Here is a 25,518-nt window from a genome sequence, read left to right on the forward strand (position 1 = left end):
TAGCCGGGACTACCGGAAAGGCGCGCATGGCCGGAGGCCCTCTCCGGTCATTTCCAGCCACCGGGTGACACCGATGTCGTGGAGGAACTGCCGGTCGTGGCTGACCACGATCAGCGCACCGCGGTAGCTGCGCAGCGCCTGCGTGAGGTGTGCGAGGCTCGGCAGGTCGAGGTTGTTCGTCGGCTCGTCCATCAGCAGCAGACGCGGGGCGGGCTCGGCCAGCAGGATGGTCGCGAGGGCGGCCCGCAACCGTTCCCCGCCCGACAACGCCGACGCGAGAACATCGGAATCGTTGCCCCGGAACAGGAACCGGGCCAGCTGGGCGCGGATCTGCTCCTGCGACGCGTGCGGCGCCGCCGCGGCCACGTTCTCGGCGACCGTCAGCGACTCGTCGAACACGTCGAGCCGCTGCGGCAGGGCCTTGAACGGAACCCGCGGTCCCGCAGCCACGACGGCGTCGAGCAGGGTCGTCTTCCCGACGCCGTTGCGCCCGACGAGGGCGATCCGCTCGGGGCCGACCACGTCCAGCGTCACCCGCTGGCCGGTGCGCAGGCTCAGGTCCCGGACGGAGACCACCTCCTGACCCGAGTACACCTCCGTGGCGGGCAGGTCGATGCGCACCTCGCGGTCGTCCCGCAGGGCACTCTCCGCTTCCGTCAACGACTCCCGCGCCTCGTCGACCTTCGCGATGTGATTGTTCCGCAGCTTTCCCGCTGACTCCTGCGCCTGCCGCTTCCTCAGCCCCATCACGATCTTCGGCTCGCGCTTGTTCTCGAACATCTTCTGCCCGTACCGCTTACGCCGGTCGATCTTGATGCGTGCCTCGACGAGTTCCCGCTTCTGCTTCTGCACGTCGCTGCGGGCGTCGCGCACCGCGGCCCGGGCGGCCTCCTGCTCCGCCTCGACGATCTCCCGGTAGGCGCTGAAGTTGCCGCCGAACATGCGGATCTCGCCGCCGCGCAGTTCCGCGACGGACGTCATGAGGTCGAGCAGGGCGCGATCGTGGCTGACCACCAGCAGCGTGCCCGGAAACTGTTGCACCACCTCGTAGAGCTTGCTGCGGGACGCGCCGTCGAGGTTGTTGGTGGGCTCGTCGAGGAGCAGCACCTCCGGCTCCCTCAGTAGTTGCGCGGTGAGACCGAGTAGCACGGTCTCACCGCCCGACAGGGTGCCGACGGTGCGGTCGAGGTCGGACGTGCTGCCGAGCACCCGCTCGAGACCGAGCCGGTGCAGGGTCGACACGGCCCGCTCCTCGATGTCCCAGCGGCCGGTCGCCGCATCGAAATCCTCGGGCGTGCCCTCGCCGGACTCGATGCGGTGCAACGCCGCCCGAAGATCGTCGATGCCCAGGATCCGGTCGATCTTCAGCGTGGGGTCGAGCGTGATGTCCTGCGGCAGGTACGCCACCTCGCCCTGCGCCGTCACCGACCCGCGGTCGGGGCGCAGGCGCCCGGCGATCAGCCGGAGCAGCGTCGATTTTCCGGAGCCGTTGAGACCGACCAGGCCGGTGCGACCGGGGCCGAAGACGGCGTCGAGGCCGTCGAAGACAGGCTCGCCGTCCGGCCAGGTGAACGTGAGGTCGGACAGGGACAGATATGACTGGGCCATGGGGTACTCCCGAGGTGTGTGCGGATGAAGACTCGCGTGACTACCTCGTCAGGAGCAATGGACCGTTCCCCTCTGTCTGACGCGCCCGGTGCGCATCGGTGACGTTCACGATAGGACGCCGCCGATGCCCGCGCAATCGAATTAAATCTGGGGGCCGTCGGCCCTGAGTTCGTCCACCTTCGCCATGGCCTCGCGCAGTTCGGCCAGCCACTGTTCGCTGTGCTGGCCTGCCAGACGCACCGTCCACATCAGCGCGTCCGACCGCGACCGCGCCACGCCGGCGTCGACGAGCGTGTCGAGGACCTTGCGTTCGGGTTGGCGGAGGCGGGTCATCACCGGAACCGCGAGGTGGGTGAACAGCGTCTTGTGGTCGTCGAGGCTGACGCCCCACGCGACCTTGCGCCCGTAGCGACGCTCGGCCTCGTCCGCGATGCGCATCCGATCGGCCCGGGTCGTTTCGCGGAATCGCGAGATACGCCCGTCGATCGCGGCGTCGGAACCGGACTCGGCGGACTCGACGGGCGGCAACTCGCCGACCACCACGATCTCCTCCCGGTCGACCTCGACGGTCGCGGGGCCGGTGAACCAGTCGTCGGGGAGGCGGCCGGCGAACCACTCGGCCGCGTCGCTCGCGTCGGGGACGTCCGCCTGCTGCCATCCACCGGGGCGGCCGAAGCGGCGGGGGCCCGGACCTTGTGGGTTTCTCATGGCGTCCTCCTGGGAGCCGGGTGCCACGATCACCGTGATGCAGCACTGATTACATGATTACACCCATTATTCGAAGCGCGCCACCACGTCAGGCATGATCGAGTCCGTGCGCACCTCAACCGTTCGTCACAGCCCCATCCGTCCCACCCCTACCCGGAAGGCGACCGCCGGGATCGCCGTCCTCGCGACGGTGCTCTCCGCCTGCGGACTCTTCGGACCGGACCAGCCCGACACCGTGTCACAGCAGTTCGCCGAAGCCCTGAACAGCGACGACGTGCAGGCTGCCGCCGCGCTCACCACCGACCCGGCCGCCGCCACCGCCGCGATCACGGCCATGTACGACGGGCTCGGAAACCAGGACGGCACGTACACCCGCACCGACGTGCAGGAGTCGGGCGACGACGGCGGAACGTTCACGATGGACGTGACCTGGCCGTTCGCCCCGGGGCAGGAATGGAAGTACAGCACCACCGGCAACGCCACCAAGGACGGCGACGACTGGAAGATCGTCTGGGACCCGGCCGTGCTCGCACCCGGACTCACCGACGACACCGCCGTCCGATACACCACCACGACGGGCACACCGCCGAAGGTCCTCGCCGCCGGTGGCACCCCGATCCTCGAGCAACAGGTCGTCACGCTGGTCAACCTCGACCAGGGCGCCGACACCGCGGCGGTCGCGTCGTTGCTGTCGCCCATCGCGCCGACCATCACCGCGGCCACGCTCCAGCAGGATCTGGCAGGCGCCCAGGGCAAGCCGGTCACGGCCATCTCGCTGCGGGCCGAGGACCTGGCGCCGATCGAACCGCAGTTGCGGCAACTCGCCGGAGTCACGCTCGCCCCGCAGACCCGGCTGCTCAGCACGGACAAGGCGCTGGCCTCGCCCACCCTGGCGGGGCTCGGCGACCTGTGGCAGCAAGGGCAGGACGCGTCCGCAGGCTGGGCGGTGCAACTGGTCGGTCAGGACGGTTCGGCGAAGACCGTCGCCGGTGAACAGGGCCCCGACGCCCCCGACATCGCGACGACCCTCGACCTCCCGATGCAGATGGCCGCCGAGCGGGCGCTCGCCGACGTGCCGCAGCAGGCCGCGATCGTCGCCCTGCGACCCTCCACGGGGGAGGTCCTCGCGGTCGCGCAGAACGCCCCCGCCGACGCGCTCGGCCCGATCGCGCTCACCGGCCTCTACCCGCCGGGATCCACGTTCAAGACGGTGACGACGTCCGCCGCCCTGCAGGCCGGCGCCGCCACCCCGGACACCGTCCTGCCCTGCCCCGGCACCGAGAACATCGAGGGCAGGCAGATCCCCAACGACGACGAATTCGACCTCGGCGCGGTCCCGTTGCACACCGCGTTCGCCAGGTCCTGCAACACCACCATGGGACGGCTCGCGGTCGGGTTGCCGCCCGACGCCCTGCAGAAGGCCGCGCTGCAGTTCGGGCTCGGCGTCGACTACGTCACGCCCGGACTGACCACCGTCACCGGCAACGTGCCCATCGCCGACAGTCCCGCCGCCCGGGTCGAGTCCGGTATCGGGCAGGGGCAGGTGACTGCGTCGCCGTTCGGGATGGCTATGGTGGCCGCATCGATCGCGGACGGTTCGACGCCGGCGCCGACGATCGTGCAGGGACAGCCCGGCACCGCCGACAAGACGGCGCCCGCCGTGCCTGCGAACGTCACCGCCGACCTCCGGACGATGATGCGCGAAACTGTGACGGGAGGTACCGCTACTGCGCTGCAGGACATTCCGGGACTTCTCGGCAAAACGGGCACCGCCGAGTCCGGCAGTGGTCCCGCTCACGGCTGGTTCGTCGGAATCAAGGACGACCTAGCATTTGCCGTCTTTATTGCAACAGGTGACAGTTCGGCCCCTGCTGTGCAGGCTGCGGGGCGTTTTCTTCGATAAACCCGTTCACGCGTTGCTGTTCGGGGATAAGTTGTGGCTCAACCGTAACTCCTTCGTAGGCAAATGGTGCTTGTTACGCATGTGACTGAAAGCAAGATGGTGGACATGGGGAATGGACGATCGCTTGGCCGCCGTAACCGATACGTGATCGCCCTGACGTCGGCTGTCGTTCTGGCGGTAATTCTGGCGTCGTGCGTGCTCTCGAAAGAGGAAGCGACCGCGCAGTCGGTCGTCGACGATTTCGTCAACGCACTCAACGAGGGCGATGCCGCTGCCGCTGCAGCGCAGACCTCCTATCCCAACGCCGCGGAGACGGCGATTCAGCAGATGTTCGACGGCCTCCATCCCGAGGACGCCACGTTCGACGTGACCCAGTTCATGGATCTCGGCTCGGATTCCGGCTTCTTCACCGTCGGTGCCGCTTGGCATTTCGGTGAGGGCAAGGACTGGAGCTACCAGGTTCAGGGCGGTGTGCGGAACCTGTCCGTCGGCTGGCGCATCTCCTGGGATCCGTCGATCCTCGCGCCCGACCTGGGCAACGGTCGGGTGGTCCGCTACGACCGGACGGACGCCGCGCCGCCGCGGGTCTTCGACGCACTCGGCGGGTTGCTCATGAACGAGCAGACCATCAACTCGGTCACCCTCGATCCCGCGACGATGCCCGACCCGGTCGCGACCACCCGGCGGCTGGCGGAGGTCCTCGAGCCGGTGGCTCCCCTCGTGACGGCCGACTCGATGATGGCGGAGATGGCTGACAAACCCGGCCAGCAGGTCACCGCCGTGCTGTTGCGCGACCAGGACTGGCAATTCCTCGAGGAGGATCTCGCGATCCCCGGTGTGATCACCATCAAGACGCCGAAACTCATCACGTCGGATCGGCGCATCACGACGCCGCTGCTGGATCCGCTGCGCAAGGTGTGGCAGGCGAACCGGGACGCGACGGCCGGCTGGGCCGTCCACCTCGTCGACCCCGACGGCACGCTCATTCCGCAGGCCGGTTTCCAGGGCCCGCCCGGACCGGACATCGTCGCGACGGTGGACTCCCACCTGCAGCTGGCAGCAGAGGAAGCCGTCGTCAGCGTCGGAACCCCCGCGGCGATCGTCGCGATCCAGCCGTCCTCCGGCGCCGTGCTGGCCGCCGCGCAGAACAACCAGGCGATGGAGCAGGGGCCCATCGCGTTCCAAGGTCTCTACAACGCCGGATCGAACCTCGACCTGGTGAAGAAGGCCGCCGGACTGCAGAAGGGCGTCGACCCGTCCTCGCTGTCGATCGAGGACATCGAGAAAGCGGGCAATCAGCTCGGGCTCGGCATGAACTACAAGATCCCCGGCCTCGACCATCAGACCGCAGTCTTCACCGCCGACCAGTCGGGCATGAACCAGGTGATGAACCGCAAGGACAGCGACCTGCCCGCCGTCACGCCGTTCGGGATGGCCATGCTGGCCGCGTCGATCGCACGGGGCAGCGCGCCCGCGCCGATGATCGTCCAGGGGCAGCCGGGCACCACCGACGTGGCCGCTCAGCCGCTTCCTGCGAACGTCAACGACCAGTTGCGGGGCATGATGCGCGACAACGTGGTGCGGGGCGGGGCGTCGTACCTCAACGGCTACCCGGACCTCATGGGCATGAACGGTGCGAGCGGCGACGACCGCTGGTTCTACGGCTCACGCGGCGACCTGGCTTTTGCGGTCTTCGTCGCCGACGCCGACGGTGGCGACCGCGCGGTGAAGATGACCGACATGCTCTTCCGTGAGATGGCGAAGCCGGCGAACTGACAAGGCGGGGACCGTCCGCGCTGAGGGCGGACCGTCCGCGCAGAGGGAGTAAGTGAGCAAGGGTAAGTTTCTACCTTGTGTCCCTGCTTGATATCGGTCTTCTCGTCGTAGCGGGGTTCTTCGCGGGACTGGTCGGGTTCGTCACCGGCCTGGCGTCCATCGTGTCGTATCCCGCACTCCTCGCCGTCGGTCTGCCGCCCGTGACCGCCAACGTCACCAACACGGTCGCGATGGTGGCAGTCGGCGTCGGCGCACTGTCCAACTCGACGCGGGAGGTCGCCGACACCGGTCCCAAGCTGTGGCGGTGGGCGCTGTACTCGGCTGCGGGCGGCCTGGTCGGAGCGGGCATCCTGCTGCTGGCGCCCGCAGGGTCGTTCGAGGCGATCGTCCCGTTCATGGTCGCGTTCGCCGCGCTGGCGCTACTGCTGCAACCCCGGCTACGCGCGCTGGCGGGCGAACGGGACATGCCCCGCACCTATTCGGTGTCACTGTTCGTCGTCGCCATCTACGGCGGGTACTTCGGTGCGGGCGCCGGCGTCATCTTCCTGGCCATCGCCCTGATCCTCACGTCGGAGACGATCTGGCGCGCCACCATTCTGAAGAGCTTTCTCCTCGGCGTCGCGAACCTGGTCGCTGCGATCGGGTTCGCGGCCTTCGGCCCCGTCCACTGGGGCGCCGCCGCCGCGATGGCGATCGGCGCCCTGGCCGGTGGCTGGTGCGGTCCGCCCGTGGTCAGGCGGATACCGCCGTCCGTCCTCCGCGTCGTCATCGCGATGGCGGGATTCGGCTTGGCCGTGTGGCTGTGGCTGCGCTGAGACGGCTTCTCCGCGCAGAAGATCTCAGTGCACGCCCTTCATCAGACGCTTGATCCACGGCGCCCCGATGGCGAGCAGCACACCCACGGCGATCGAGCCGAGCCCGACCGCGGTGAAGTACGGGACCTCGTTGTTCTCGTCGTAGTACTTGGCCAGGGTGCCCGCCATCGCCGTGCCCAGCGCGACGGACAGGAAGAACAACGCCACCATCTGCGTGTGGAACGCCTCGGGCGCCAGCTTGGTCGACAGCGACAGGCCCACCGGCGACAGCAGCAGTTCCGCGAACGTGAACAGCAGGAGAATGCCGGCCAGGCCCAGCAGCGGTGCGCTGTTCGCGCCGCCACCCGACATCGGGATGAACGCCAGGAACGCCAGACCCATGATGATGGTGCCCGCCGCGAACTTGATCGGCGACGACGGCTGACGGGGGCCGAGTTTCGTCCACGCGGCCGCGAACACACCCGCGAAGATGATGATGAAGACCGGGTTGATGGACTGCACCCACGACGGCGGGAAGTCCCAGCCGAACAGGTTGCGGTCGAGTCGCTTGTCCGAGTACACGGCGACGGTGGTGAACTGCTGCTGGAACAGCGACCAGAACACGGCGCTGGCGATGAACATCGGAATGAACGCGTAGACGCGGCTGCGCTCGACGGCCGTGATGCGGCGACTCGTCAGCATGACCGCGAAATAGCCGATCGCCGCGACGATGGTGAGACCGACGACGATGTCCGACATGTTGGCAGCGGTGATCACTCCGGTGAGTGACAGGGCGGCGATCACGATCACCGCGCCGGCGCCGATCGCGATCCACTTGGTGCGCTGGTCGTGGGGGAGCGGGTTGGTCGGCTCGGCGCCGACACCCCGGAGGTGCTTGCGGCCGAGCGTGTACTGGATCAGTCCGAGCGCCATACCGATCGCGGCCAGCGCGAAGCCGGCATGGAACCCGATGGCGTCCTGCGCCCAGCCCGTCAGCAGCGGGCCGACCAGGGCACCCAGGTTGATACCCATGTAGAAGATGGAGAACCCGGCGTCGCGGCGCTCGTCCTGCTCGTCGTACAGATCGCCGACCAGGGACGTGGCGTTGGCCTTGAGCCCACCGCTGCCGAACGCGACACAGACCAGGCCGATGCCCACACCCCACAGTCCCGGGAACACCGCCAGGGCGATGTGGCCGAGCATGACGAGGATGGCGCTGTAGAACAGGGTGCGTTCGGAGCCGAGGAGACGGTCCGCGACCCACGCTCCCAGGATGGTGGACAGGTACACCGTGCCGCCGTAGGCGCCGACGATACTGGTAGCGGACGATTCGGCGATTCCGAGACCGCCGTCGGCGGCCGAATAGTAGAGGTAATAGATCAGGATGCCCTGCATCCCGTAGAAGGAGAATCGCTCCCACATCTCGACGCCGAACAGGTTCGCGAGGGCGAACGGCTGGCCGAAGAAACCGCGGTCGGACCGCCGCTCGTCCCGGGCCGGATCGATGGTGTCACTCATGGGAAAACTGTCTCACCTCGAGCGGAAGTTCGGGTGCCGTCGGGGTGGATTCGCCCGCGATCAGGTGGTGGCGCGCGCCTTCGTCACGATCTTCGCGAGGGCACGCCAGCCGAGGAGGAACAGGGCCAAGCTCAGAGCGGCTATCAACGGGAATGGCATCTCGGCGCCTCGGCCGCTCACGATGCGCAACAGCATGCCCACCACGAGCGTCGACAACCACACCACGATGCCCGTCGGGACGATGAGGAACGCGTCGAACTTGTCGCGGTATAGCGCGACGGTCGCGAGCCAGCCGACCGCCAGACCGGACAGGAACGGCCAGGCCGTGGTCGCCAGGCCTGTCAGGGCGTTGGTTTCGTCGTGGCTCTGGCGGCCGATCGCGCAGAACACGATGACGAGGACGACATCCAGGGCGAGCGCGGGGAGGTACTTCTTCACACGGCCAGCCTAGAGGTGGCGTCGACGCGGCGTTCCGCCCGATCGGTTCACCCACCCCGCACGTGAGCGGCAAAGCGTGTCCGGGGACGCTTTCTCACTCACGTGGGGGGAGGCAGGCGCGCGCGGCGGCGAGCACGGTGGCCCCGGCCGCGTCGAGCGGTTCGGTGCTGCGGAGCGCGCGGGCGAGGACGAACGCCCCCTCGAGGCTGGTCACGAACCCCAGGATCAGACGCCTCGCATCGGCCTCGCCGAACCCGCGCGCCCGCAACAGGGCGCTGCCGGAGTCGATCCAACTCGTGAACACATCCGCCGTGGCGACGCGGAGCACCTCGTTGGTGCTCGCGACCTCGAGCGCGACCGTGGCGATGGGGCAGGCGTCCGCGTAATCGGTGGCCACCAGGGTCTCGCCGGCCAGCCGGAACCCGACCTCGATCCCCTCGAGGATGTCGGGATGGGCGTCGAGGATGGAGAACACCAGCCGCGCGTACTCCTCGCCCGACGTGCGGATGACCTCCTCGCCGAGCTGCTGCTTTCCGCCCGGGAAGAAGTGGTAGATCGACCCGAACGGCGCGCGGGCCTCCGCCGCGACCTGCTTGAGTCCGGTCCCGGTGTAGCCGTTGCGACGGAAGAGGTCGCTGCTGGTGCCGAGGATCCGGGCCTTGGTGTCGTTCACTTTTTCTGCCTCCGACCGTTGCGCTCGGTGCGCACCCCATCGTAACCTGAGTCTCAGTAGAACGATCTATCAAATGGAGTGAGCGCCATGAAAAAGATCGAACTCTCCGCAGGCACCGTCGAGTACGACGACACCGGCGGCGACGGCCCCGTCCTCGTGTTCATCTCCGGCCTGACCATCGACGGCACCGTGTGGCGGCACGTCGTGGAGCGCCTCGTCCCGGACTTCCGCTGCATTCTCCCCACCCTCCCGCTCGGCGCGCACCGCATCCCGATGCGCGCCGACGCCGACCTCTCGCTACGCGGGCTCGGACTGCTCATCGGCGAGTTCCTGGAGAAACTCGACCTGGCCGACGTCACGCTCGTGCAGAACGACTGGGGCGGCGCGCAGGTGCTGATCGCACTCGGCGACACCAGCCGCGTCGGGGCCCTCGTCCTCACGCCGTGCGAGGCGTTCGACAACTATCCGCCGGGAATACCCGGTCGCGCGATCGGTCTCGCGGTGGCGGTCCCCGGCGGCCTCGCCCTGACCATGCACGCGCTCCGATTCCGGGCGATGCGCCGGGCTCCCGCGGCGTGGGGGTGGATGAGCAAGCGGCCCGTGCCGAAACCGGTGATGGACGGCTGGTTCCGCCCCGCGACCACCGACCGCCGGGTGCGGCGGGACCTGCGCAAGTACACGACGTCGCTTCCGTCCAAGTCGACACTGCGCGAATGGGCGGAGGCGAACCGGAACTTCGACCGGCCGGTCCTCGTGCTGTGGGCGATCGAGGACAAGGTGATGCCCCGCGACCACGGTCGGCGACTCGCCGAGCTGTACCCGAACGCCCGACTGCGAGAGGTCGAGGACAGCTACACGTTGATGCCCGAGGACCGCCCGGACGTGGTGGCGGAGGCGATCCGGGAGTTTGCGGCTTCGCCACCCGTGAGTACTTCCTAACCGCCGGACGTTAACAAGTACTCACGGCTGGGAGTCGGGCTCGGAGTCCGTGGTGTGCTGCGTGTGGTTGGTGCTCGGGGTCGACTGCTCACGGCGCTCGAATTCGAGGTCCATCTCCAGGTCCTCGTGCTGGTTGTGGCGGAACAGGATGAGGAACACCACCCAGCCGACCAGTGCGACGAGGATGTAGCTCACGACGCGATAGACGAACACGGCCGCGAGCGCCTGCGACGCGGTCGCCCCGGCCGCGGTCAGTGTGGCGATCAGGGTGCCGTCGACGAACCCCAGCCCGCCCGGCGCGAGGGGAATGCTGCCCACCGCCTTGGCCGCGGCGAACGCGATCAGCAGACCCGCGAACGACGGTTCCGCGCCCACCGCCCAGCACGCGAAACCGAGGCACGCGACATCGGCGAGCCGGTGCACCGCCGACCACCCGAACGTGATGATCGAATCCTTGCGCCTCAGCTCGACCGAATCGAGCTGGCTCAGGATCTCCCGCCACCGCTCGGCGCCGGCTTCGGGCGGATTCTTGCGGAACTTGTTGTACCGGGCGAGCGCCCACAGCCCGATCGATTCGATCGAGTCGGGGTTACGTGAGATGTATCGCAGTGCGTAGAACAACCCGAACGCGGCCACCAGCGACAGCACCAGAGTGACCGGACTCACCTTGGTGCCCACCGCAAATGCGCCCGCGGCGCCGAGAAGCGCGAGGCTTCCCGCGGCGATCACGCCCGAGATCGCCAGCTGCCACGACGCCACGATGGGGGTGGCCCCCCACTTGCGGGTCTGCTTGTAGGTGAAGGCGGTGGAGAACACCTGACCGGCGGGCAGGCTCACGGCCATCGCGGTGCTCGCGTAGATCACCGACACCGACTTGAGCTGGCTGACGACGACTCCGCCCGCCTGCAGCAACCGCTGCTGGACCGCTCCATACCCGCTCAGGGACACGGCCTGGGCTGCAATGCAGGCGGCGACCCACCCCCAGTGAATCTCGGTGAGCGCTTTCCACGAATCGCTGAGTGTGGGCCACAGATAGATTCCCTCGACGGTCAGCAGGGCCAGGAGGCCGGCGCCGAGTAGCCATTTGATCCACCAGTATCGGCTTCGCTGCCGAGGAGGCTCGGCAGTGGGCGGGTCGGATCGAGGCTGTGCCACCTGGCCAGCGTAACCAACGGGTAGCGGATTACTCCGGATAGTCCTCCGGCCAAGCCAGATGGGTGTTGCGGCGACGGCCCCGCAGCTGGACCTGTTCGCCGAGTTCCCAGTGCGCCTGCTCGTCGTCGTCCGCGAAGTACAGGGCACTCGTCGACGCGAGCACGCGGCTGGGGTGCAGCTTGGCGAGTTCGGTGAGCCGCGACGCCTCGTTGACGGGGTCTCCGATCACCGTGTACTCGAAGCGTTCGGCGGCGCCGATGTTGCCGGCGACGGCGAGGCCCGCGGAGACGCCGATGCCGACGTCGAGGCCGGTGATCTCGTTCAACGCGAACCGCAACTCCCGGGCCGCGGCCAGCGCCGCCGTCGGTGCGTCGGGGCGGTCGAGTGGGGCGCCGAAGATCGCGAGCGCCGCGTCACCCATGAACTTGTTGACGAAGCCGTGGTGCCGGTCGATGACGTCGACGACGACGCGGAAGAACTCGTTGAGTAGGTTCACGACCTCGCCGGGGGGACGCTCCGCGGCGGCGCCGGTGGAGCCGACCATGTCGACGAACAGCACCGCGACGAACCTCGTCTCGCCGCCGAGTTCGGTGCCGAACTGCAGTGCCCGCCGCGCCACGTCCTCGCCGACGTGCTGGCCGAACAGTTCACGCAGCAGCCGACGCTCGTCCGACTCGCGCATCATGCGGTTGAACCCGACCTGCAGCCGGCCGACCTCGCTGCCGTCGAACACCTCGACCCGGACGTCGGTGGCGCCGCGCTGGACGCGTTCGATGGCCCGCCGCAGCTGCTTGATCGGGTCGGAGATCTGGCTGGCCGTCAGCATCGACAGCGCGAACGCCTGCGCGATCGCGATGATCGACAGCAGCATGATCGCCCACGCGAGCGCGTCCGGGGAGAACACGAGGTCGGTGGTTATCTGCGTCACGCACAGCAGGATGATGCCGATGACGGGCATCAGCGTTCCCAGGCCCCACGTCATCGCCATCCGGGTACCGACGCCGGGGGCCATGGTCCTGTCGAACTCGCCCTCGCTGAGCGCGCGGGCGGCCACCGGACGCAGGATGCGTTCGCCGAGCATGTACGTGAAGCCGAACGTGGTGGTCGCGGCCATGCAGACGGTGACGATCACCGCGACCGCCAGTTCCGGCATCTCGGTGATGGTGAGCAGCACGAAGATGATGCCGCCGAGGATCCACAGCACCAGGTGCACGATCGCCTGTCGCAGCGGCGCGTGCAGCGCCGACATCTGCTCGCTGCGCGTCGGCGGACCGCCCCGCAACTGCCAGCGGACGACCGACCGCAGCATCATCGCGGCGGCCGTGAGACTCACCACGGCGGCGAACGCGAGATAGCCGCCGAAGATCGCGACGTTGCGCACCCGGTCGGCCATGATGGCCGCCGATTCGGGGATCGGCACCCCGTACCGCACGAACGCGAACACGAGGATGGCGCCGATGAAATTGGCGAGGAGCATCGAAACCATATAGAGCGGCCATCTGCTGCGGACCGTCGCCGCGATCGCTCTATAGGATTTCCGCACGCCGTTCAATTTAGCGGGGGGTGTACCGGGTGGCGTAGGACACGTCCCCAAAACGGCGCATATGCGTGCCCTGCGCACGTGTTTCCCGCGCGAAGCACCCGGCGCCGCCCGAACCTCGATACGCTCCGCAGGTGAACGCGAACGAGCAACGCTCGGACACTGCCGCGGTAACACAGGGCGGGGGTCACCCTTCGGCGTCGGTGCACCCGGTGGTGCGGGTGGCGGCCGAGTGGACGTGGCGGCTCCTCGTCATCTTCGCCGGTCTGCTGACCCTCGGATACATCGTGACCAGGCTCGACACCGTCCTCATCCCGGTGGGCCTGGCGCTCCTGGCGTCGGCGCTGCTGGTGCCCCTCGTCGACTGGCTGCAGGGCAAGGGGGTGCCGCGGTCGGCTGCCGTCCTGGTCGTCCTCATCGGTTCGATCGGCATCGTCGCCGGGATCATGACGTTCGTCGTCGAGCAGTTCATCGAAGGTCTCCCCGGCCTCACCGAACAATTCGAGGCGAGCATCACACAGATCCAAGGGTGGCTCACGAACGGCCCGTTCCACTTCAGCGAGGACCAGATCCGGCAGGCCGGCGATTCGGTGGTCAAGTCGATCCAGGAGAACCGGCAGCAGCTGACGAGTGGCGCACTGACCACCGCCACGGTCGTCGGCGAGATCTTCACCGGCGCTCTGCTGACCCTGTTCACCCTCATCTTCTTCCTCTACGGCGGCTCCCAGATCTGGGAGTTCGTCACCCGCCTCGTCCCGTCCGCGTCCCGGCGGCGGGTCCGGCTCGCGGGAAGTCAGGGGTTCGGCTCGCTGATCGGGTACGTCCGGGCCACGGTGGCGGTGGCCGCCGCGGACGCCATCGGGATCGGGGCGGGACTCGCGATCCTCGGGGTTCCACTCGCGCTGCCGCTGGCGTCGCTCGTGTTCATCGGCGCGTTCATCCCGATCGTCGGCGCATTCCTCACCGGCTTCCTCGCAGTACTCGTGGCTCTGGTCACCAAGGGATTCCTCACGGCGCTGATCGTGCTCGGCATCATCATCGGGGTGATGCAACTCGAGGCCCACGTGCTGCAACCGCTGCTGCTCGGCCGCGCGGTCCGGTTGCACCCGCTCGCGGTGGTGCTGGCCATCACCACCGGCATCGTCCTCGCCGGGATCGTCGGCGGTCTGCTGGCGGTGCCGATCGTCGCGCTGCTGAACACGGCGGTGCGCTCACTGCTGTCCCCGGACCCCGACGCCACCTACGACGCACTCGAGGTCGACGACCCGGCCGTCCCGCTCTACCCGGCCGCAGCCGACCCACCACCGCACCACGACCCACACTCGGAGAACCCGGCGCAGACCCATGACCGACGAGAGTGAACACCGCACCCGCCTGCACTACCGGCCGCGAGCCGCGGCCGAACTCGACACCCACCCGGACGCCCCGCTGTGGCGTGCGGCGCAGGCGTTCCGCCTCGTCACACTGGTGTACGCGATCAGCTACCAGGTCGTGTCGGTGCAGTACTACACGCATCAGCGGCTGAGCTGGTTCTTCGTCGCCCTGATGGCGGTGTGGTCGGGACTGTCGGCGGTCCTGCTGTCCCACGGGAACGTCCCGCGCTACCAGGTAGTGATCGCCGACCAGGTGATCGCCATCGCGCTGATGGCGTCGACGCGCGTCGTCTCCGATCACGAGTGGTACAGCCACCATCAGACGCTGCCGACGACGCTGTGGGTCACCAACGCGGTGATCTCCGCCGCCGTCTTCGGCGGGCCGTGGCTCGGCATGGCGTCCGGGGTGCTCATGGCGACCGTGAGTGCGGTGGTGCGTGACCAGGTCAACCTCGACCTGTGGAAGGACGCGACGGCACCCGTCCTGGTGTCGGTGGGGTTGGCGCTCGGGCTCGCCACCACCACCGCGAGGCGCGCGCAGGCCCAGCTGGAGCAGGCTGTGCGGTTGGCCGCCGCCACCGAGGAGCGGGAACGACTCGCCCGCGAGGTGCACGACGGCGTCCTGCAGGTGCTCGCGCTGGTGCGCCGCAGGGGCAACGAGATCGGTGGGCCCGCAGCCGAACTCGCGGAACTTGCCGGAGAGCAGGAGGTGGCGCTGCGGATGCTCATCTCCGAGCAGGGCGCCGGTGTCGCGTCGGATCTGGGTGGGAGCGCGGTCGACGTGCGACTGCTGCTGGGCACGCGGGCGAGCACCACGGTGTCCGTCTCGACCCCCGCCGACCCGGTGACGATCGAGCGCGGGCGGGCGACCGAACTCGTCGCGATCGTCGACACGGCACTGTCCAACGTCGCGCTGCACGCGGGGACCGGCGCCCGGGCATACGTCTTGCTGGAGGATCTGGGTGCCGAGGTGATCGTCAGCATCCGCGACGACGGCACCGGCATCGCCCCGGGACGGCTGGCCGAAGCGGAGGCCGAGGGGCGCATGGGAGTATCGAAATCCATTCTGGGCCGCGTCGGCGCGCTCGGCGGCACCGCCGAACTCGACACCGAACCCGGCCAGGGCACCGAATGGGAGATCCGCGTGCCGAAGGGAGACGAAACACATGGGTGACCCGGAGACCGGCGAACACATCACCGTGATGGTCGTCGACGACCACCCGATGTGGCGGGACGCCGTGGCCCGCGACCTCGACGGCGCCGGGTTCACCGTGGTCGCCACCGCGGACGGCGTCGCGGCCGCGGGACGGCGGGCGGCGGCGACCCGTCCCGACGTCGTCCTCATGGACATGCAACTGCCGGACGGCAACGGGGCCGCGGCCACCGCCGCCGTCCTGGACGTGTCGCCGGACAGCCGGGTGCTGGTGCTGTCGGCCTCGTCGGAGCGTGACGACGTCCTCGACGCCGTCAAGGCCGGCGCGTCCGGGTACCTCGTGAAGAGTGCGTCCGTGGAGGAACTGCTGGACGCGGTGCGGGCCACTGCGGCCGGGCAGGCGGTGTTCACGCCGGGGCTTGCGGGACTCGTGCTGGGGGAGTACCGCCGAATGTCGAGTGCACCCGCCGACGAGCAGGGCCCCGCCGTCCCCAAACTGACGGAGCGGGAGACGGAGGTGCTGCGGTTCGTCGCGAAAGGGCTCAGCGCCAAGCAGATCGCGACCAAGCTGTCGCTGAGTCACCGCACCGTGGAGAACCACGTCCAGGCCACCCTCCGCAAGCTGCAGTTGGCGAACCGCGTCGAGCTGACCAGGTACGCCATCGAGCAGGGCCTCGAGTAGCCGTGAGTACTTGTCAACGTCCGGCGGTTAACAAGTACTCACGGGCGCTAGCTGTAGTTCCCAGGCAGGTTGTGAACGGCGTGGCGAACAGGAATAGGTGAGGACCTCCGGTATCGGTGTGGTTACCACACACACGCCGCTACCGAGAGGCCCTCATGACACACCGTAATGCCTTCCTGACTCCACGGGGACGTTCCGCACTCGCGCGACTGGTCCTCGAAGACGGCTGGTCGCTACGCCGGGTAGCGGAGCGGTTCCAGTGCTCGCCAGCGACGGTCAAGAAGTGGGTCGACCGCTACCGCGACGGCGGCGAGGCCGCAATGGACGATCACTCGAGTCGACCACGTCACTGCCCGCACCAGACCCCGACCCACACCGAACGACGGATCATCAAGGTGCGATTCACCCGCCGCTGGGGACCACACCGCATCGCCCACCACCTGCGCGTGGCCCGCTCGACCGTCGAAGCGGTCCTGCGCCGATACCGGATGCCGAAGCTGGCTCACCTCGACCAGGCCACCGGTCTGCCGGTCCGCCGGCCGCCGGCGCACCGCTACGAGCACGACGCACCGGGCGACCTGGTCCACGTCGACATCAAGAAGCTCGGCCGCATCCCCGATGGCGGTGGCCACCGCAAACTCGGCCGCGCCGCCGGACGTCGCAACCGCTCCGGAGTGGGTTACTCGTATCTGCATCACGCCGTCGACGATCATTCGCGGCTCGTGTACTCGGAAATTCTGTGCGATGAGAGGAAGGAGACCGCTTCCGGGTTCTGGTCCCGAGCGAACGACTTCTTCGCGGCCCACCACATCACCGTCACACGGGTGTTGACCGACAATGGATCCTGTTACCGTTCAAAAGCTTTCGCTGATGCTCTCGGCCCGGACATTGCGCACAAGCGAACCCGGCCGTACCGGCCCCAGACCAACGGCAAAGTCGAACGGTTCAACCGGACCCTCGCCGCGGAGTGGGCGTATGCAGAGACCTACCTCAGCGACGAGGCCCGCTCATCGACCTACGAAGCCTGGCTGCATGACTACAATCACCACCGACCCCATACCGGGATCGGCGGCAACTCACCCATCGACCGCGTCGGCGTTCACAACGTCCCCAGGAATTACAGCTAGTGCGCGCAACGGTAGGCAGCGACCCCCTCGGGTGTCCGCGGCCGCTGTCGCGCGCGCGGTCGGCGTGTCTCCGGCCACCGTCTCCTACGTGATGAACGGGCGATCGGGGGTGTCGGAGGAGACTCGGGCGCGGGTTCTCGAGGCCGCGGAGGAGCTCGGGCACACCTCGAGTGCCCGGGCGAACCGTCTCCGTTCACATCAGTCCCGGGTCATCGGCCTCGTCCTGACCGATATCGCCAATCCGTTCTACACCGAGATCGCGGCGGGAACGATCGACGCCGCCCGAGCCCGCGGATACGAGGTATTTCTCGCTCACACGCAGGAAGATCCCGACACGCTACGGTCCGTCGTAGACGCGATGATCGCCCGGCACGTCGACGGCGTCGTGGTCACCGTCCTGCACCCGGACGACGGCGACGTCGTGCGGTCGCTGCGCAGCGCCCGCATCCCGCTGGTCCAGCTGTCCCGGCGCATCGAACGGGTCGACGCCGACTTCGTCGGTATCGACGACCGGGCCGCGGCATCAGAGATGATGGAACACGTTGTCGAGCATGGATATCAGGACATCGTCACGATTGTGGGGCCGCGCACCTCGAGCGCGTCCGCGGCCCGGGAGGAAGGATTTATCCGTACGGCCGAAGCTCGTGGCATTCGCAGTATCGCCTCGCACCGGATCAGCACCTATCTCAGTGAGCACGGTGGGTATGTGGCGGTCGACGAGCTCCTTGCGCGCAAGGCTCTCCCGCGGGTGATCGTCTGCGGCAGCGACGCGATTGCACTCGGCGCGATCAGTGCACTGCGCGCGCAATCGATCACCGTCCCCGGCGATGTCGCCGTCACCGGTTTCGACGGCCTCTTCCCCGGCGCGTCTCCACTGGTCGAATTGACCACCGTCAATCAACCACGCCGTGAGATGGCCGAACAGGCCCTCGAGCTGCTCACCCGCCGCATCGACGGTGCCGGCGGCTCGTACCAGGCAGTTCTCCGCGCCCACCAACTCCGCATCGGCACCACCTGCGGATGCCCACGAAAGGATTCCACCGCCGCCCCGTAGCGGCCGGCGCGCTTTCACCACCGCGCCAGAACCAATTTCATTCCGACCCGGACTGTCGTTCCTCTCATCATCCGGACGTCATCCCGACCGATTCTCCGGAGCGCTCCGCTCACGGGACCACCTCTCGACACCCTGAGAAGGCATTGCCATGTCTGAAAACCACACGGCCTCCGCGCCGCCCGGTGAAGAGCTGAACAAGCTCATCTTCCGCAAGCTCATGCCGTTGCTGATCGCCGCGTACATCATCGCGTTCATCGATCGCACCAACATCGGCCTGGCGAAGCATCATCTAGAAGCCGATCTGGGAATCTCCGCCGCCGCATACGGTTTGGGTGCGGGACTGTTCTTCCTCGCGTATTCGCTGTGCGAGGTGCCGAGCAATCTCATCATGTACCGGGTCGGCGCGCGGATGTGGATCACTCGGATCATGGTCACCTGGGGACTCCTCTCGGCGGCGATGGCATTCGTCGAAGGACCCATCTCCTTCTACATTCTGCGAGTACTGCTCGGTGCAGCAGAGGCCGGTCTGTTCCCCGGAGTTATGCTCTACCTCACCTTCTGGTTCGGTCGTGAACAACGCGCTCGCGCGAACGGGTCGTTCCTGGTCGCCGTCTGCCTGGCGAACATCCTGGGAGCGCCCATCGGCGGCGCACTGCTGGGATTGGACGGGCTGTTCGGCTGGCACGGCTGGCAGTGGATGTTCGTCCTCGAGGGAATCCCGGCAGTGATCCTCGCTGTCGTGGTGTTCAAATACCTGCCCAACGGCCCGCTCGACGCGAAGTGGCTCGACCCGAAGCAGGCCCGCGACCTCACGGCCCGTCTGGCCAAGGAACAACAGGAGGGCGCCGACGCGTCCGGCACCCATTCGTTTGCCGGGGTGTTCAAGGACAAGCAGATTCTGTTGGTCATCGCCGTGTACTTCACCCATCAGATCGCGGTCTACAGCCTCACCTATTTCCTGCCCAGCATCATCGGCGAGTGGGGGGAGATGTCGGACCTGACCATCGGGTTGCTCACCGCCCTGCCGTGGGTGGCGGCAGCGATCGGCACCCTGGTCCTGCCGCGGTATGCCACCAACGGCCGCCGGTCCCGCAAGATCCTCTTCGGCGGAATGACCTCCATGGTCGTCGGTTTCACGATCGGTGCCGTCGCGGGCCCGGCACTGGCTCTCGTCGGGTTCTGCATCGCGGCCGCTACCTTCTTCGTCGTCCAGTCGATACTCTTCGCCGTTCCCGCGGCCCGCCTCGCCGGAGCCGCATTGGCGGGCGGATTGGCGCTGGTCAACACCCTCGGCATCCTCGGTGGCTTCGTCGGCCCGTTCGCGATGGGACTCATCGAAACAGCGACCGACAACCCGTCTGCAGGACTGTGGTTCGTCATCGCCCTCGTCGCTGTCGGTGCAGCGGTCAGCCTCACCCTCCAGATCCAGGACCCACAGATGAACGGCAAGAAGAAGGAAAGCCAGGTAAAGGCATGAATCAGCGCATCCTCATCGTCGGCGCGGGGGCCATTGGCGGAGTCACCGCCGCCCATCTCGCCCGTGCCGGCCACGACGTCGTCGTCCTCGACGCCAACACCGAACACGTCAGGCTGATGAACTCACCCGGTCTGCAGTTCGATGAACTCGGCGCCACCTCGCATGTCACGATCAATGCGGTCGACTCGGCCGACGACCTGGAGGGGCGGTTCGACTACGCGCTCGTCACGCTCAAGGCGCCCTATCTCGAGGTAGCACTGACCCCGCTCGTCCTCGGCGATCTGGTGGGCACCTACGTCTCGCTCGGAAATGGTCTGGTGCAGAACAATGTCGAGAGTATCGTCGGTGCCGACCGATTGGTCATCGGCATCACCGAGTGGGGTGCAACGAACCTCGGCCCCGGCCACCTCGCCCAGACCACCGTCGCACCGTTCGTCGTCGGAGAGGTCGACGGCCGCCGGACCGACCGCATCGAGCGGCTGGCCCGCATCCTCGCCGCCGCCGCCGAGGTGAACATCTCCGAAGGCATCGTCGGGCAGATCTGGTCGAAGCTGCTCCTCAACAGCACCTTCTCCGGACTCGGCGCGGTCACTGGACTGCTCTACCGCGATGTCGTCTCGGATCCGCTCGGGCGAGAAATCGCGTACCGGCTCTGGACCGAAGCGTACGACGTCGCAACCGCAATCGGCATCCAACTCGACGAGATCGTCGGCGTCCGGCCCGATCAGCTCGTGGTCCGATCCGCCGACGACTCGAGCCGCGCCGATGCCGCACTCGCCATCTTGATGAACCGACTCGGGGCGACCAAGGCATCGATGCTCCAAGACCTCGAACGCGGTGCGGTCACCGAGGTCGATGTCATCAACGGCGGCGTCGCCTCGACCGCCGTGTCCGCCGGTGTTCCCAGCCCGCTGAACGTCCGCGTCGTCGAGCTCGTGCACGAGTGTGAACGCGGCCTCCGCAAGCCCGGCCGCGACACCCTGATGGCACTCGCCACAGTTCCCGCCTGACCAAACCGCCGAATCCCTGTCAAGTCCCCATTCAGGAGTCGAAAAACCATGAACGACAAAGTCATCATCACCTGCGCACTCACCGGCGGCATGACCGTCCCCGCCCAGAGCAAGGCCATCCCGATCACCGTCGACCAGATCGTCGCGGAGGGTGTGAAGGCCGCCGAGGCCGGCGCCTCCGTCCTGCACGTGCACGTGCGCGAGGAGGAGACCGGGCGCCCCGTCGCCGACCTCGACCTGTTCGAACGTGCCCTGTCCGAGTTGCGGAAACACACCGACGCCGTCCTCCAGCCCACCACCGGCGGCGGGCGCGGCATGACCGTCCAAGAGCGTGCCTCGGTCCTGAAGTTCCGCCCCGAGATGGCCACCTTCAACGCCGGCAGCTTCAACTTCGGTCTCTTCCCCGTTGCCTCCCGCGACCTGCCGTTCGCCGACTGGGAACGCGACTACCTCGAGGGCACCACCGACTACATCTTCAAGAACACCTTCGAGGACATGACCTACATGGCGCAGCAAATGCGCGAGTCCGACACCCGGCCGGAGATCGAGGTCTACGACGTCGGGCAGATCTACAACCTCGAACAGCTCGTCAAGGACGGCGTGCTGGAGGCGCCGTTCAACCTGCAGTTCGTGCTCGGGGTACTCGGCGCCAATGCTGCCGAACCCGACCAGCTCATCCACATGCTGCGCACCGCCGAGCGGGTTCTCGGCAAGGACTCGTTCACCTGGTCCGCCGCCGGAGTGGGCTACCGCGGTGAGTTCAACCTTGCCGCGCTGTCGCTGATGCTCGGCGGCAACGTCCGTGTGGGGCTCGAGGACAACCTTCGCGTGAGCAAGCGCGAGCAGGCCACCTCCAACGCGCAATTGGTGTCGAAGGTGGCAGACCTGGCCGCGATGTTCGACCGCACCCCCGCGACACCGGACGAGGCGCGTGTGCACCTGGGTCTCAAAGGCTCGTCCGCAGTGGCGTTCTGATTCCCACGCCTCACAGTCTCGTCCGACGCGCCCTCCGAGGAGACCGATGGACATCACGCTCGCGCTGTCATCCACGGCAACGGATCCTCGTCCGCACGCTGCAAAGGTGGCGCAGCGGTGAAGATTTCCTTGTCCCCGCGCGACCAGGACATCGCCGATGACGTATAGATCGCACCGAGCGCGGATTTCCGCTGGTCATCGGCGCAGGGGTATCTGCGGGGCACAACGAGATCCTGCACGGCTGCACGATCGTCGACGACGTTCTGGTCGGAATGGGTGCAACGGTGATGAACGGTGCCCGCATCGGGGCGGGCACCGTGATCACCGCGAACGCACTGATCTCAGAGGGAATACAGATTCCGCCCAGGACACTCGTCACCGGCATGCCCGGAAAGGTTCGGCGCGCCCTCACAACACCGGAACTGGCCGTCATCCGCACCAACGCACGAACCTACGAGCAGGCTGGTGCACGGCACGCGGCCGCAACAGGCACAGATCATCACCTTCGCCCGGTATCACCGTGAACCTGGAATCGGAACGATGAGTCCGCCCACGCCACGGGGGGCATACGCGAATCGAGGACGGGGCGCTCAACGCGCGCTATCCGCGTCGAGCGGTAGTCTCTCGCACCTGAATCCCGTACGGCAGTAACTCTTTGCGTGCGGGGCCCTTGTCGCCGGCGAGACGTTGGAGAAGCATGCGGGCGGCCCGTTGACCCATCAGATCCCGTGGCACGGTCACGGTACTCAACTGGAGAGGTCCGGCGCTGGAAAAGCTCATGTCGTCGAACCCCGTCAGGGCCAGATCTTCCGGCACGCGCTTGCCGATTTCCCGGGAGACATCGAGGACTCCGAGCGCGATCATGTCGTTACCGCACACGACGGCGTCTACCTCCGGATATTCGGCGAAGAGTGATCGGGCACGTAATGCACCGGCCGTGCGAGTCAACTCGCCCCAGACGTCGGGTTCGTTGACCGCACACAGACCGGCTTTGGCCAGGGCGTCACGATATCCGTTCATGCGGTTGACCGACACGCTCGAGGTGTCCGGGCCGCCGAGGACGGCGACCTTGCGACGCCCGGTGGCGATGACGTGGGACGCCATTTCGAACGAAGCTGAGTAGTCGTCTATGCCCACCCAGTCCGAGGGCTCGTCTTCGATCTGGCGGTAGAGCTGCACGACGGGGATGCTCTCGTGGCGGAGCTTGTCGAGGAGGGGTTTGTCGGCGGCGACGAGCGAGGTGAAGATCAGTCCGCTGCAGTTCCGGTCGACCTGCGCGAACGCGACGTCCGATTGCCGCGAACCGTCCACGCCGACGTGGGAGACGAACACCTCGTAGCCTTCTTCGGCGGCGGCCGCGACCACACCACCGGCGACCTCGGTATAGAACGGGTTGGCGATGTCGGCCAGGAGCAACCCGATCGCTTTCGTGGTTCCCGAGCGCAGGTCCCGGGCGATCCTGCTGGGTCGAAACCCCATTTCCTCGGCGATGGCGAGGATCCGTTGGCGCCGCTCCTCGCTGACGCCGGGAGCCCCGCTGAGCGCGTAGGAGACCGCGGCGGCCGACACCCCCGCCTTGCGGGCGACATCGCTCATGGTCACGCGACGGGAGCGCCCACCGTTGGACCGACCCGGGCCGCGAGGTGGAGGTGTGTCGATCATGTGCGCCAGCTTACGCGGTTAAGTGATGCCTTCAGTGATAGGGCACTCGAACTTGCCTGCTCGAACCGTATGCTGATTCGTTTAAGTTTTCGATCACCGCGTCGCTGACCGCTTAAGAAGGATGTCACCTGCTCAACCTGGTGGTATATCCCCAGATGGAAGCGTCAGAATCCTCGATGAACATCCATGCTTGTGTGCCGGAACACAACGATGTACGGTAACTTATGCGATTAAGCGAAAGGAGAGCATCGTGAGTTCCACCGTTGACATGACGAACGAAGAGGCTGTGCCCTACACGGGTCCGAAGCCGTACGGGATGAGTGACGATCTGATCGTTCCGGGTGCGCTGGATCTGGACTGTGACGAGCGGCTGTGGGTTCCGCAGTCTCAGGATGTCGAGTTCCGGCCGCTGGTGTTGTCGGCGAGTCAGGGCTATTTCGTGAACATTCTGCGGGTGCGCCGCTCGGGGATTCTGTCTCGGCACCGGCACGCCGGGGCGGTGCACGCCTTCACCCTGCGGGGCCGCTGGCACTACCTCGAGTACGACTGGTGGGCAGAAGAGGGCACCTACGCATTCGAGCCGCCCGGCGACATCCACACCCTCGAGGTCCCGGAAGACGTGACCGAGATGGCGACCCTGTTCCACGTGAGCGGTGCGTACATCTATGTCGACGTGGACGGCAACACCGTCGGCATCGAGGATGTGTTCAGCAAGATCGACAAGGCCCGCGCGCACTACGAGAAGATCGGTCTCGGCGCCGACTACGTCGACCGCTTCATCCGCTGATTCCGCCTCGGACACCGCCTGACATGGCGCAGCTACACGGAGTGTCCCCGGCACTGTGCGCGGTGTCCGCAGGCGCCCCAAACCCTTTCATCCCTGATCCCGGCCGCGGGCGAAAGTGAGCAGATTCCCATGCGAGCTCTAACCAAGAGAAGTGCCACCCCTCACGACGTTCGGGTGCAGGATCTGCCCAAGCCCGAACCGGGCCCGGGGCAGGTGCGGGTTCGCACCGAGGCATGCGGGCTGTGCGGCAGCGACGTGCACGCCTGGCGGCACGACAGCGGCTACGAATGGATCCGTCCCCCGGTGGTTCTGGGACATGAGGCGGTCGGATACGTCGAAGCCCTCGGCGAGGGTGTCGACCCGGACTGGCTTGGCAAACGCGTTGTCCCCGTTGCGATCGACGGCTGCGGAGCGTGTGATCTGTGCGAGCGCGGCTTCCGGCAGATCTGCTCCCGGCGCACCGTGCTCGGGCTGTCTTTCGACGGCGCGGCCTCCGAATCGTTCGTCGTCCCCGAGGTCCGCCTGGTCGAGGTCGACCCACATCTGCCGGCGTCGACCTTGGCGCTGACCGAACCGCTGTCGGTCGCCTGCCGCGCGATCGCGCACATCGAGAACGCAGCCGTGGGCCCCACTCAGGTGGTGGTGTCCGGGCCCGGTCCGATCGGCACGATGGCCGCCCTCGTTCTCGCTCAGCGCGGCCACGATGTCGTGCTCTCCGGGGTCGGCAACGATGAGAACGTGCGATTGCCGCTGGCCCGCGTGCTCGGTCTGCGGACCGTGATCGCCGGCCGGGACGAGCTGCCGTTCATCCCCACCGCCTGGGTCGACGCCTCCGGTTCGACGGCTGCGCTCGATGCCGCAATCGCCGCGGTCCTGCCCGGCAGCCCGATCTCCGTCGTCGGTCTGTTCGCCCGCACCGGACCAGTCGACTTCAACGCCGTCACCCGCAAGGAGATTCGTCTGCAGGGCAGCTACGGATCGACCAAGGTCGACTACCGTGCCGCTGCCGACGCGATGGCCGCCGACCCGACGCCGTGGCCACGGTTGGTCACCGAAATTTCGCTCACTGATGCGGCTTCGGCGCTCGAACGCGCCGCGGCCGGTCACGACATGAAGGTCGTGCTCGTCCCATGACCACACCGGACCCCACCCCTGTCCCGAAAGGA

Annotated in this window: 22 protein-coding genes and 1 pseudogene; 15 read left to right on the top strand and 8 right to left on the bottom strand. The window is 67.4% G+C overall.

The window, feature by feature from the left end; translation table 11 throughout:
* Positions 1-9: 9 nt before the first annotated feature.
* Both ACFU5V_RS09800 and ACFU5V_RS09805 read right to left on the bottom strand, forming a co-directional pair.
* Entirely contained in the window at positions 10-1,608 is a 1,599-nt protein-coding gene (locus ACFU5V_RS09800) for an ABC-F family ATP-binding cassette domain-containing protein (protein ID WP_378698743.1), read from the bottom strand.
* Positions 1,609-1,749: 141 nt separating this feature from the next.
* Positions 1,750-2,316, bottom strand: coding sequence for a hypothetical protein (locus ACFU5V_RS09805; RefSeq protein ID WP_378698745.1), 567 nt, complete (start codon positions 2,314-2,316; stop codon positions 1,750-1,752).
* A gap of 94 nt (positions 2,317-2,410) precedes the next feature.
* Between ACFU5V_RS09805 and ACFU5V_RS09810 the strand changes: the two genes are divergently transcribed.
* From ACFU5V_RS09810 to ACFU5V_RS09820, 3 genes are all read left to right on the top strand, one after another.
* Entirely contained in the window at positions 2,411-4,219 is a 1,809-nt protein-coding gene (locus tag ACFU5V_RS09810; protein ID WP_378698747.1) for a penicillin-binding transpeptidase domain-containing protein, read from the top strand.
* Between the two features lie 96 nt (positions 4,220-4,315).
* Entirely contained in the window at positions 4,316-5,995 is a 1,680-nt protein-coding gene (locus tag ACFU5V_RS09815; protein ID WP_378699075.1) for an NTF2-like N-terminal transpeptidase domain-containing protein, read from the top strand.
* A 77-nt stretch (positions 5,996-6,072) separates the two neighbouring features.
* The gene (locus tag ACFU5V_RS09820) at positions 6,073-6,810 is read left to right on the top strand and encodes a sulfite exporter TauE/SafE family protein (protein WP_378432289.1); all 738 of its coding nucleotides are present in this window, start codon (positions 6,073-6,075) and stop codon (positions 6,808-6,810) included.
* Between the two features lie 24 nt (positions 6,811-6,834).
* On the opposite strand, the gene ACFU5V_RS09825 is transcribed toward ACFU5V_RS09820, so the two are convergent.
* The 3 genes from ACFU5V_RS09825 to ACFU5V_RS09835 form a co-directional block, all read right to left on the bottom strand.
* Positions 6,835-8,307, bottom strand: a complete 1,473-nt coding sequence (locus tag ACFU5V_RS09825) for a peptide MFS transporter (RefSeq protein ID WP_378432291.1) — start codon at positions 8,305-8,307, stop codon at positions 6,835-6,837.
* A gap of 60 nt (positions 8,308-8,367) precedes the next feature.
* Positions 8,368-8,745, bottom strand: a complete 378-nt coding sequence (locus ACFU5V_RS09830; protein WP_378432293.1) for a DUF3054 domain-containing protein — start codon at positions 8,743-8,745, stop codon at positions 8,368-8,370.
* Between the two features lie 94 nt (positions 8,746-8,839).
* Positions 8,840-9,418 (bottom strand): TetR/AcrR family transcriptional regulator, encoded by a 579-nt coding sequence (locus ACFU5V_RS09835; protein ID WP_378432295.1) that lies wholly within the window; start codon positions 9,416-9,418, stop codon positions 8,840-8,842.
* An 87-nt stretch (positions 9,419-9,505) separates the two neighbouring features.
* On the opposite strand from ACFU5V_RS09835, the gene ACFU5V_RS09840 reads away from it, so the two are divergent.
* Complete coding sequence (locus ACFU5V_RS09840; protein WP_378698749.1) at positions 9,506-10,357, top strand: alpha/beta fold hydrolase; 852 nt, start codon at positions 9,506-9,508, stop codon at positions 10,355-10,357.
* A gap of 21 nt (positions 10,358-10,378) precedes the next feature.
* Here the strand turns inward: ACFU5V_RS09840 and ACFU5V_RS09845 are convergent, their stop codons facing one another.
* Both ACFU5V_RS09845 and ACFU5V_RS09850 read right to left on the bottom strand, forming a co-directional pair.
* Entirely contained in the window at positions 10,379-11,512 is a 1,134-nt protein-coding gene (locus tag ACFU5V_RS09845) for a YbhN family protein (protein ID WP_378432299.1), read from the bottom strand.
* A 28-nt stretch (positions 11,513-11,540) separates the two neighbouring features.
* On the bottom strand, positions 11,541-12,998 hold the full coding sequence (locus tag ACFU5V_RS09850; protein WP_378432301.1) for an adenylate/guanylate cyclase domain-containing protein: 1,458 nt from the start codon (positions 12,996-12,998) through the stop codon (positions 11,541-11,543).
* A gap of 188 nt (positions 12,999-13,186) precedes the next feature.
* On the opposite strand from ACFU5V_RS09850, the gene ACFU5V_RS09855 reads away from it, so the two are divergent.
* The 9 genes and pseudogenes from ACFU5V_RS09855 to ACFU5V_RS09895 form a co-directional block, all read left to right on the top strand.
* Positions 13,187-14,413, top strand: coding sequence for an AI-2E family transporter (locus ACFU5V_RS09855; RefSeq protein ID WP_378432303.1), 1,227 nt, complete (start codon positions 13,187-13,189; stop codon positions 14,411-14,413).
* Positions 14,397-15,599: a MacS family sensor histidine kinase gene (gene macS / locus ACFU5V_RS09860; RefSeq protein ID WP_378698751.1), complete on the top strand. Its 1,203-nt coding sequence runs from the start codon at positions 14,397-14,399 to the stop codon at positions 15,597-15,599. The genes ACFU5V_RS09855 and macS overlap by 17 nt, the downstream gene beginning before the upstream one ends.
* The gene (locus tag ACFU5V_RS09865; protein ID WP_378698753.1) at positions 15,592-16,260 is read left to right on the top strand and encodes a response regulator; all 669 of its coding nucleotides are present in this window, start codon (positions 15,592-15,594) and stop codon (positions 16,258-16,260) included. Before macS ends, ACFU5V_RS09865 begins: the two co-directional genes overlap by 8 nt.
* Positions 16,261-16,415: 155 nt before the next feature.
* The gene (locus tag ACFU5V_RS09870) at positions 16,416-17,387 is read left to right on the top strand and encodes an IS481 family transposase (RefSeq protein WP_378698755.1); all 972 of its coding nucleotides are present in this window, start codon (positions 16,416-16,418) and stop codon (positions 17,385-17,387) included.
* Between the two features lie 31 nt (positions 17,388-17,418).
* On the top strand, positions 17,419-18,441 hold the full coding sequence (locus ACFU5V_RS09875; RefSeq protein WP_378698757.1) for a LacI family DNA-binding transcriptional regulator: 1,023 nt from the start codon (positions 17,419-17,421) through the stop codon (positions 18,439-18,441).
* A 148-nt stretch (positions 18,442-18,589) separates the two neighbouring features.
* Positions 18,590-19,918 carry an MFS transporter gene (locus ACFU5V_RS09880; protein WP_378698759.1) on the top strand — a complete coding sequence of 443 codons (1,329 nt, stop codon included), beginning with the start codon at positions 18,590-18,592 and terminating at the stop codon, positions 19,916-19,918.
* Positions 19,915-20,928 carry a ketopantoate reductase family protein gene (locus tag ACFU5V_RS09885; RefSeq protein WP_378698761.1) on the top strand — a complete coding sequence of 338 codons (1,014 nt, stop codon included), beginning with the start codon at positions 19,915-19,917 and terminating at the stop codon, positions 20,926-20,928. The genes ACFU5V_RS09880 and ACFU5V_RS09885 overlap by 4 nt, the downstream gene beginning before the upstream one ends.
* Before the next feature lie 48 nt (positions 20,929-20,976).
* Positions 20,977-21,903, top strand: a complete 927-nt coding sequence (locus ACFU5V_RS09890) for a 3-keto-5-aminohexanoate cleavage protein (RefSeq protein ID WP_378698763.1) — start codon at positions 20,977-20,979, stop codon at positions 21,901-21,903.
* Positions 21,904-22,085: 182 nt separating this feature from the next.
* Positions 22,086-22,427, top strand: a pseudogene (locus ACFU5V_RS09895) (gamma carbonic anhydrase family protein); the annotation flags it as partial.
* Positions 22,428-22,503: 76 nt separating this feature from the next.
* On the opposite strand, the gene ACFU5V_RS09900 reads toward ACFU5V_RS09895, so the two are convergent.
* Positions 22,504-23,499, bottom strand: coding sequence for a LacI family DNA-binding transcriptional regulator (locus ACFU5V_RS09900; RefSeq protein ID WP_378699077.1), 996 nt, complete (start codon positions 23,497-23,499; stop codon positions 22,504-22,506).
* 316 nt (positions 23,500-23,815) lie between these two features.
* Between ACFU5V_RS09900 and ACFU5V_RS09905 the strand changes: the two genes are divergently transcribed.
* Positions 23,816-24,352, top strand: coding sequence for a 2,4'-dihydroxyacetophenone dioxygenase family protein (locus tag ACFU5V_RS09905; protein ID WP_378698765.1), 537 nt, complete (start codon positions 23,816-23,818; stop codon positions 24,350-24,352).
* 129 nt (positions 24,353-24,481) lie between these two features.
* A complete protein-coding gene (locus ACFU5V_RS09910) occupies positions 24,482-25,486 on the top strand; it encodes an alcohol dehydrogenase catalytic domain-containing protein (RefSeq protein WP_378698767.1) in 1,005 nt (334 codons plus the stop codon).
* Positions 25,487-25,518: the final 32 nt, after the last annotated feature.

It is taken from the genome of Rhodococcus sp. NPDC057529, from assembly GCF_042802055.1.
Classification (GTDB): Bacteria; Actinomycetota; Actinomycetes; order Mycobacteriales; family Mycobacteriaceae; genus Rhodococcus_F.

What these genes read in the sequence shown, in the direction of transcription:
- ACFU5V_RS09870 (WP_378698755.1), top strand. Translation starts at nt 16,416, where the DNA reads ATGACACACCGTAATGCCTTCCTGACTCCACGGGGACGTTCCGCACTC.
- ACFU5V_RS09815 (WP_378699075.1), top strand. Translation starts at nt 4,316, where the DNA reads ATGGTGGACATGGGGAATGGACGATCGCTTGGCCGCCGTAACCGATAC.
- ACFU5V_RS09825 (WP_378432291.1), bottom strand. Translation starts at nt 8,307, where the DNA reads ATGAGTGACACCATCGATCCGGCCCGGGACGAGCGGCGGTCCGACCGC.
- ACFU5V_RS09810 (WP_378698747.1), top strand. Translation starts at nt 2,411, where the DNA reads ATGATCGAGTCCGTGCGCACCTCAACCGTTCGTCACAGCCCCATCCGT.
- ACFU5V_RS09900 (WP_378699077.1), bottom strand. Translation starts at nt 23,499, where the DNA reads ATGAGCGATGTCGCCCGCAAGGCGGGGGTGTCGGCCGCCGCGGTCTCC.
- ACFU5V_RS09910 (WP_378698767.1), top strand. Translation starts at nt 24,482, where the DNA reads ATGCGAGCTCTAACCAAGAGAAGTGCCACCCCTCACGACGTTCGGGTG.
- ACFU5V_RS09865 (WP_378698753.1), top strand. Translation starts at nt 15,592, where the DNA reads ATGGGTGACCCGGAGACCGGCGAACACATCACCGTGATGGTCGTCGAC.
- macS (WP_378698751.1), top strand. Translation starts at nt 14,397, where the DNA reads ATGACCGACGAGAGTGAACACCGCACCCGCCTGCACTACCGGCCGCGA.
- ACFU5V_RS09885 (WP_378698761.1), top strand. Translation starts at nt 19,915, where the DNA reads ATGAATCAGCGCATCCTCATCGTCGGCGCGGGGGCCATTGGCGGAGTC.
- ACFU5V_RS09805 (WP_378698745.1), bottom strand. Translation starts at nt 2,316, where the DNA reads ATGAGAAACCCACAAGGTCCGGGCCCCCGCCGCTTCGGCCGCCCCGGT.
- ACFU5V_RS09840 (WP_378698749.1), top strand. Translation starts at nt 9,506, where the DNA reads ATGAAAAAGATCGAACTCTCCGCAGGCACCGTCGAGTACGACGACACC.
- ACFU5V_RS09850 (WP_378432301.1), bottom strand. Translation starts at nt 12,998, where the DNA reads ATGGTTTCGATGCTCCTCGCCAATTTCATCGGCGCCATCCTCGTGTTC.
- ACFU5V_RS09800 (WP_378698743.1), bottom strand. Translation starts at nt 1,608, where the DNA reads ATGGCCCAGTCATATCTGTCCCTGTCCGACCTCACGTTCACCTGGCCG.
- ACFU5V_RS09890 (WP_378698763.1), top strand. Translation starts at nt 20,977, where the DNA reads ATGAACGACAAAGTCATCATCACCTGCGCACTCACCGGCGGCATGACC.
- ACFU5V_RS09880 (WP_378698759.1), top strand. Translation starts at nt 18,590, where the DNA reads ATGTCTGAAAACCACACGGCCTCCGCGCCGCCCGGTGAAGAGCTGAAC.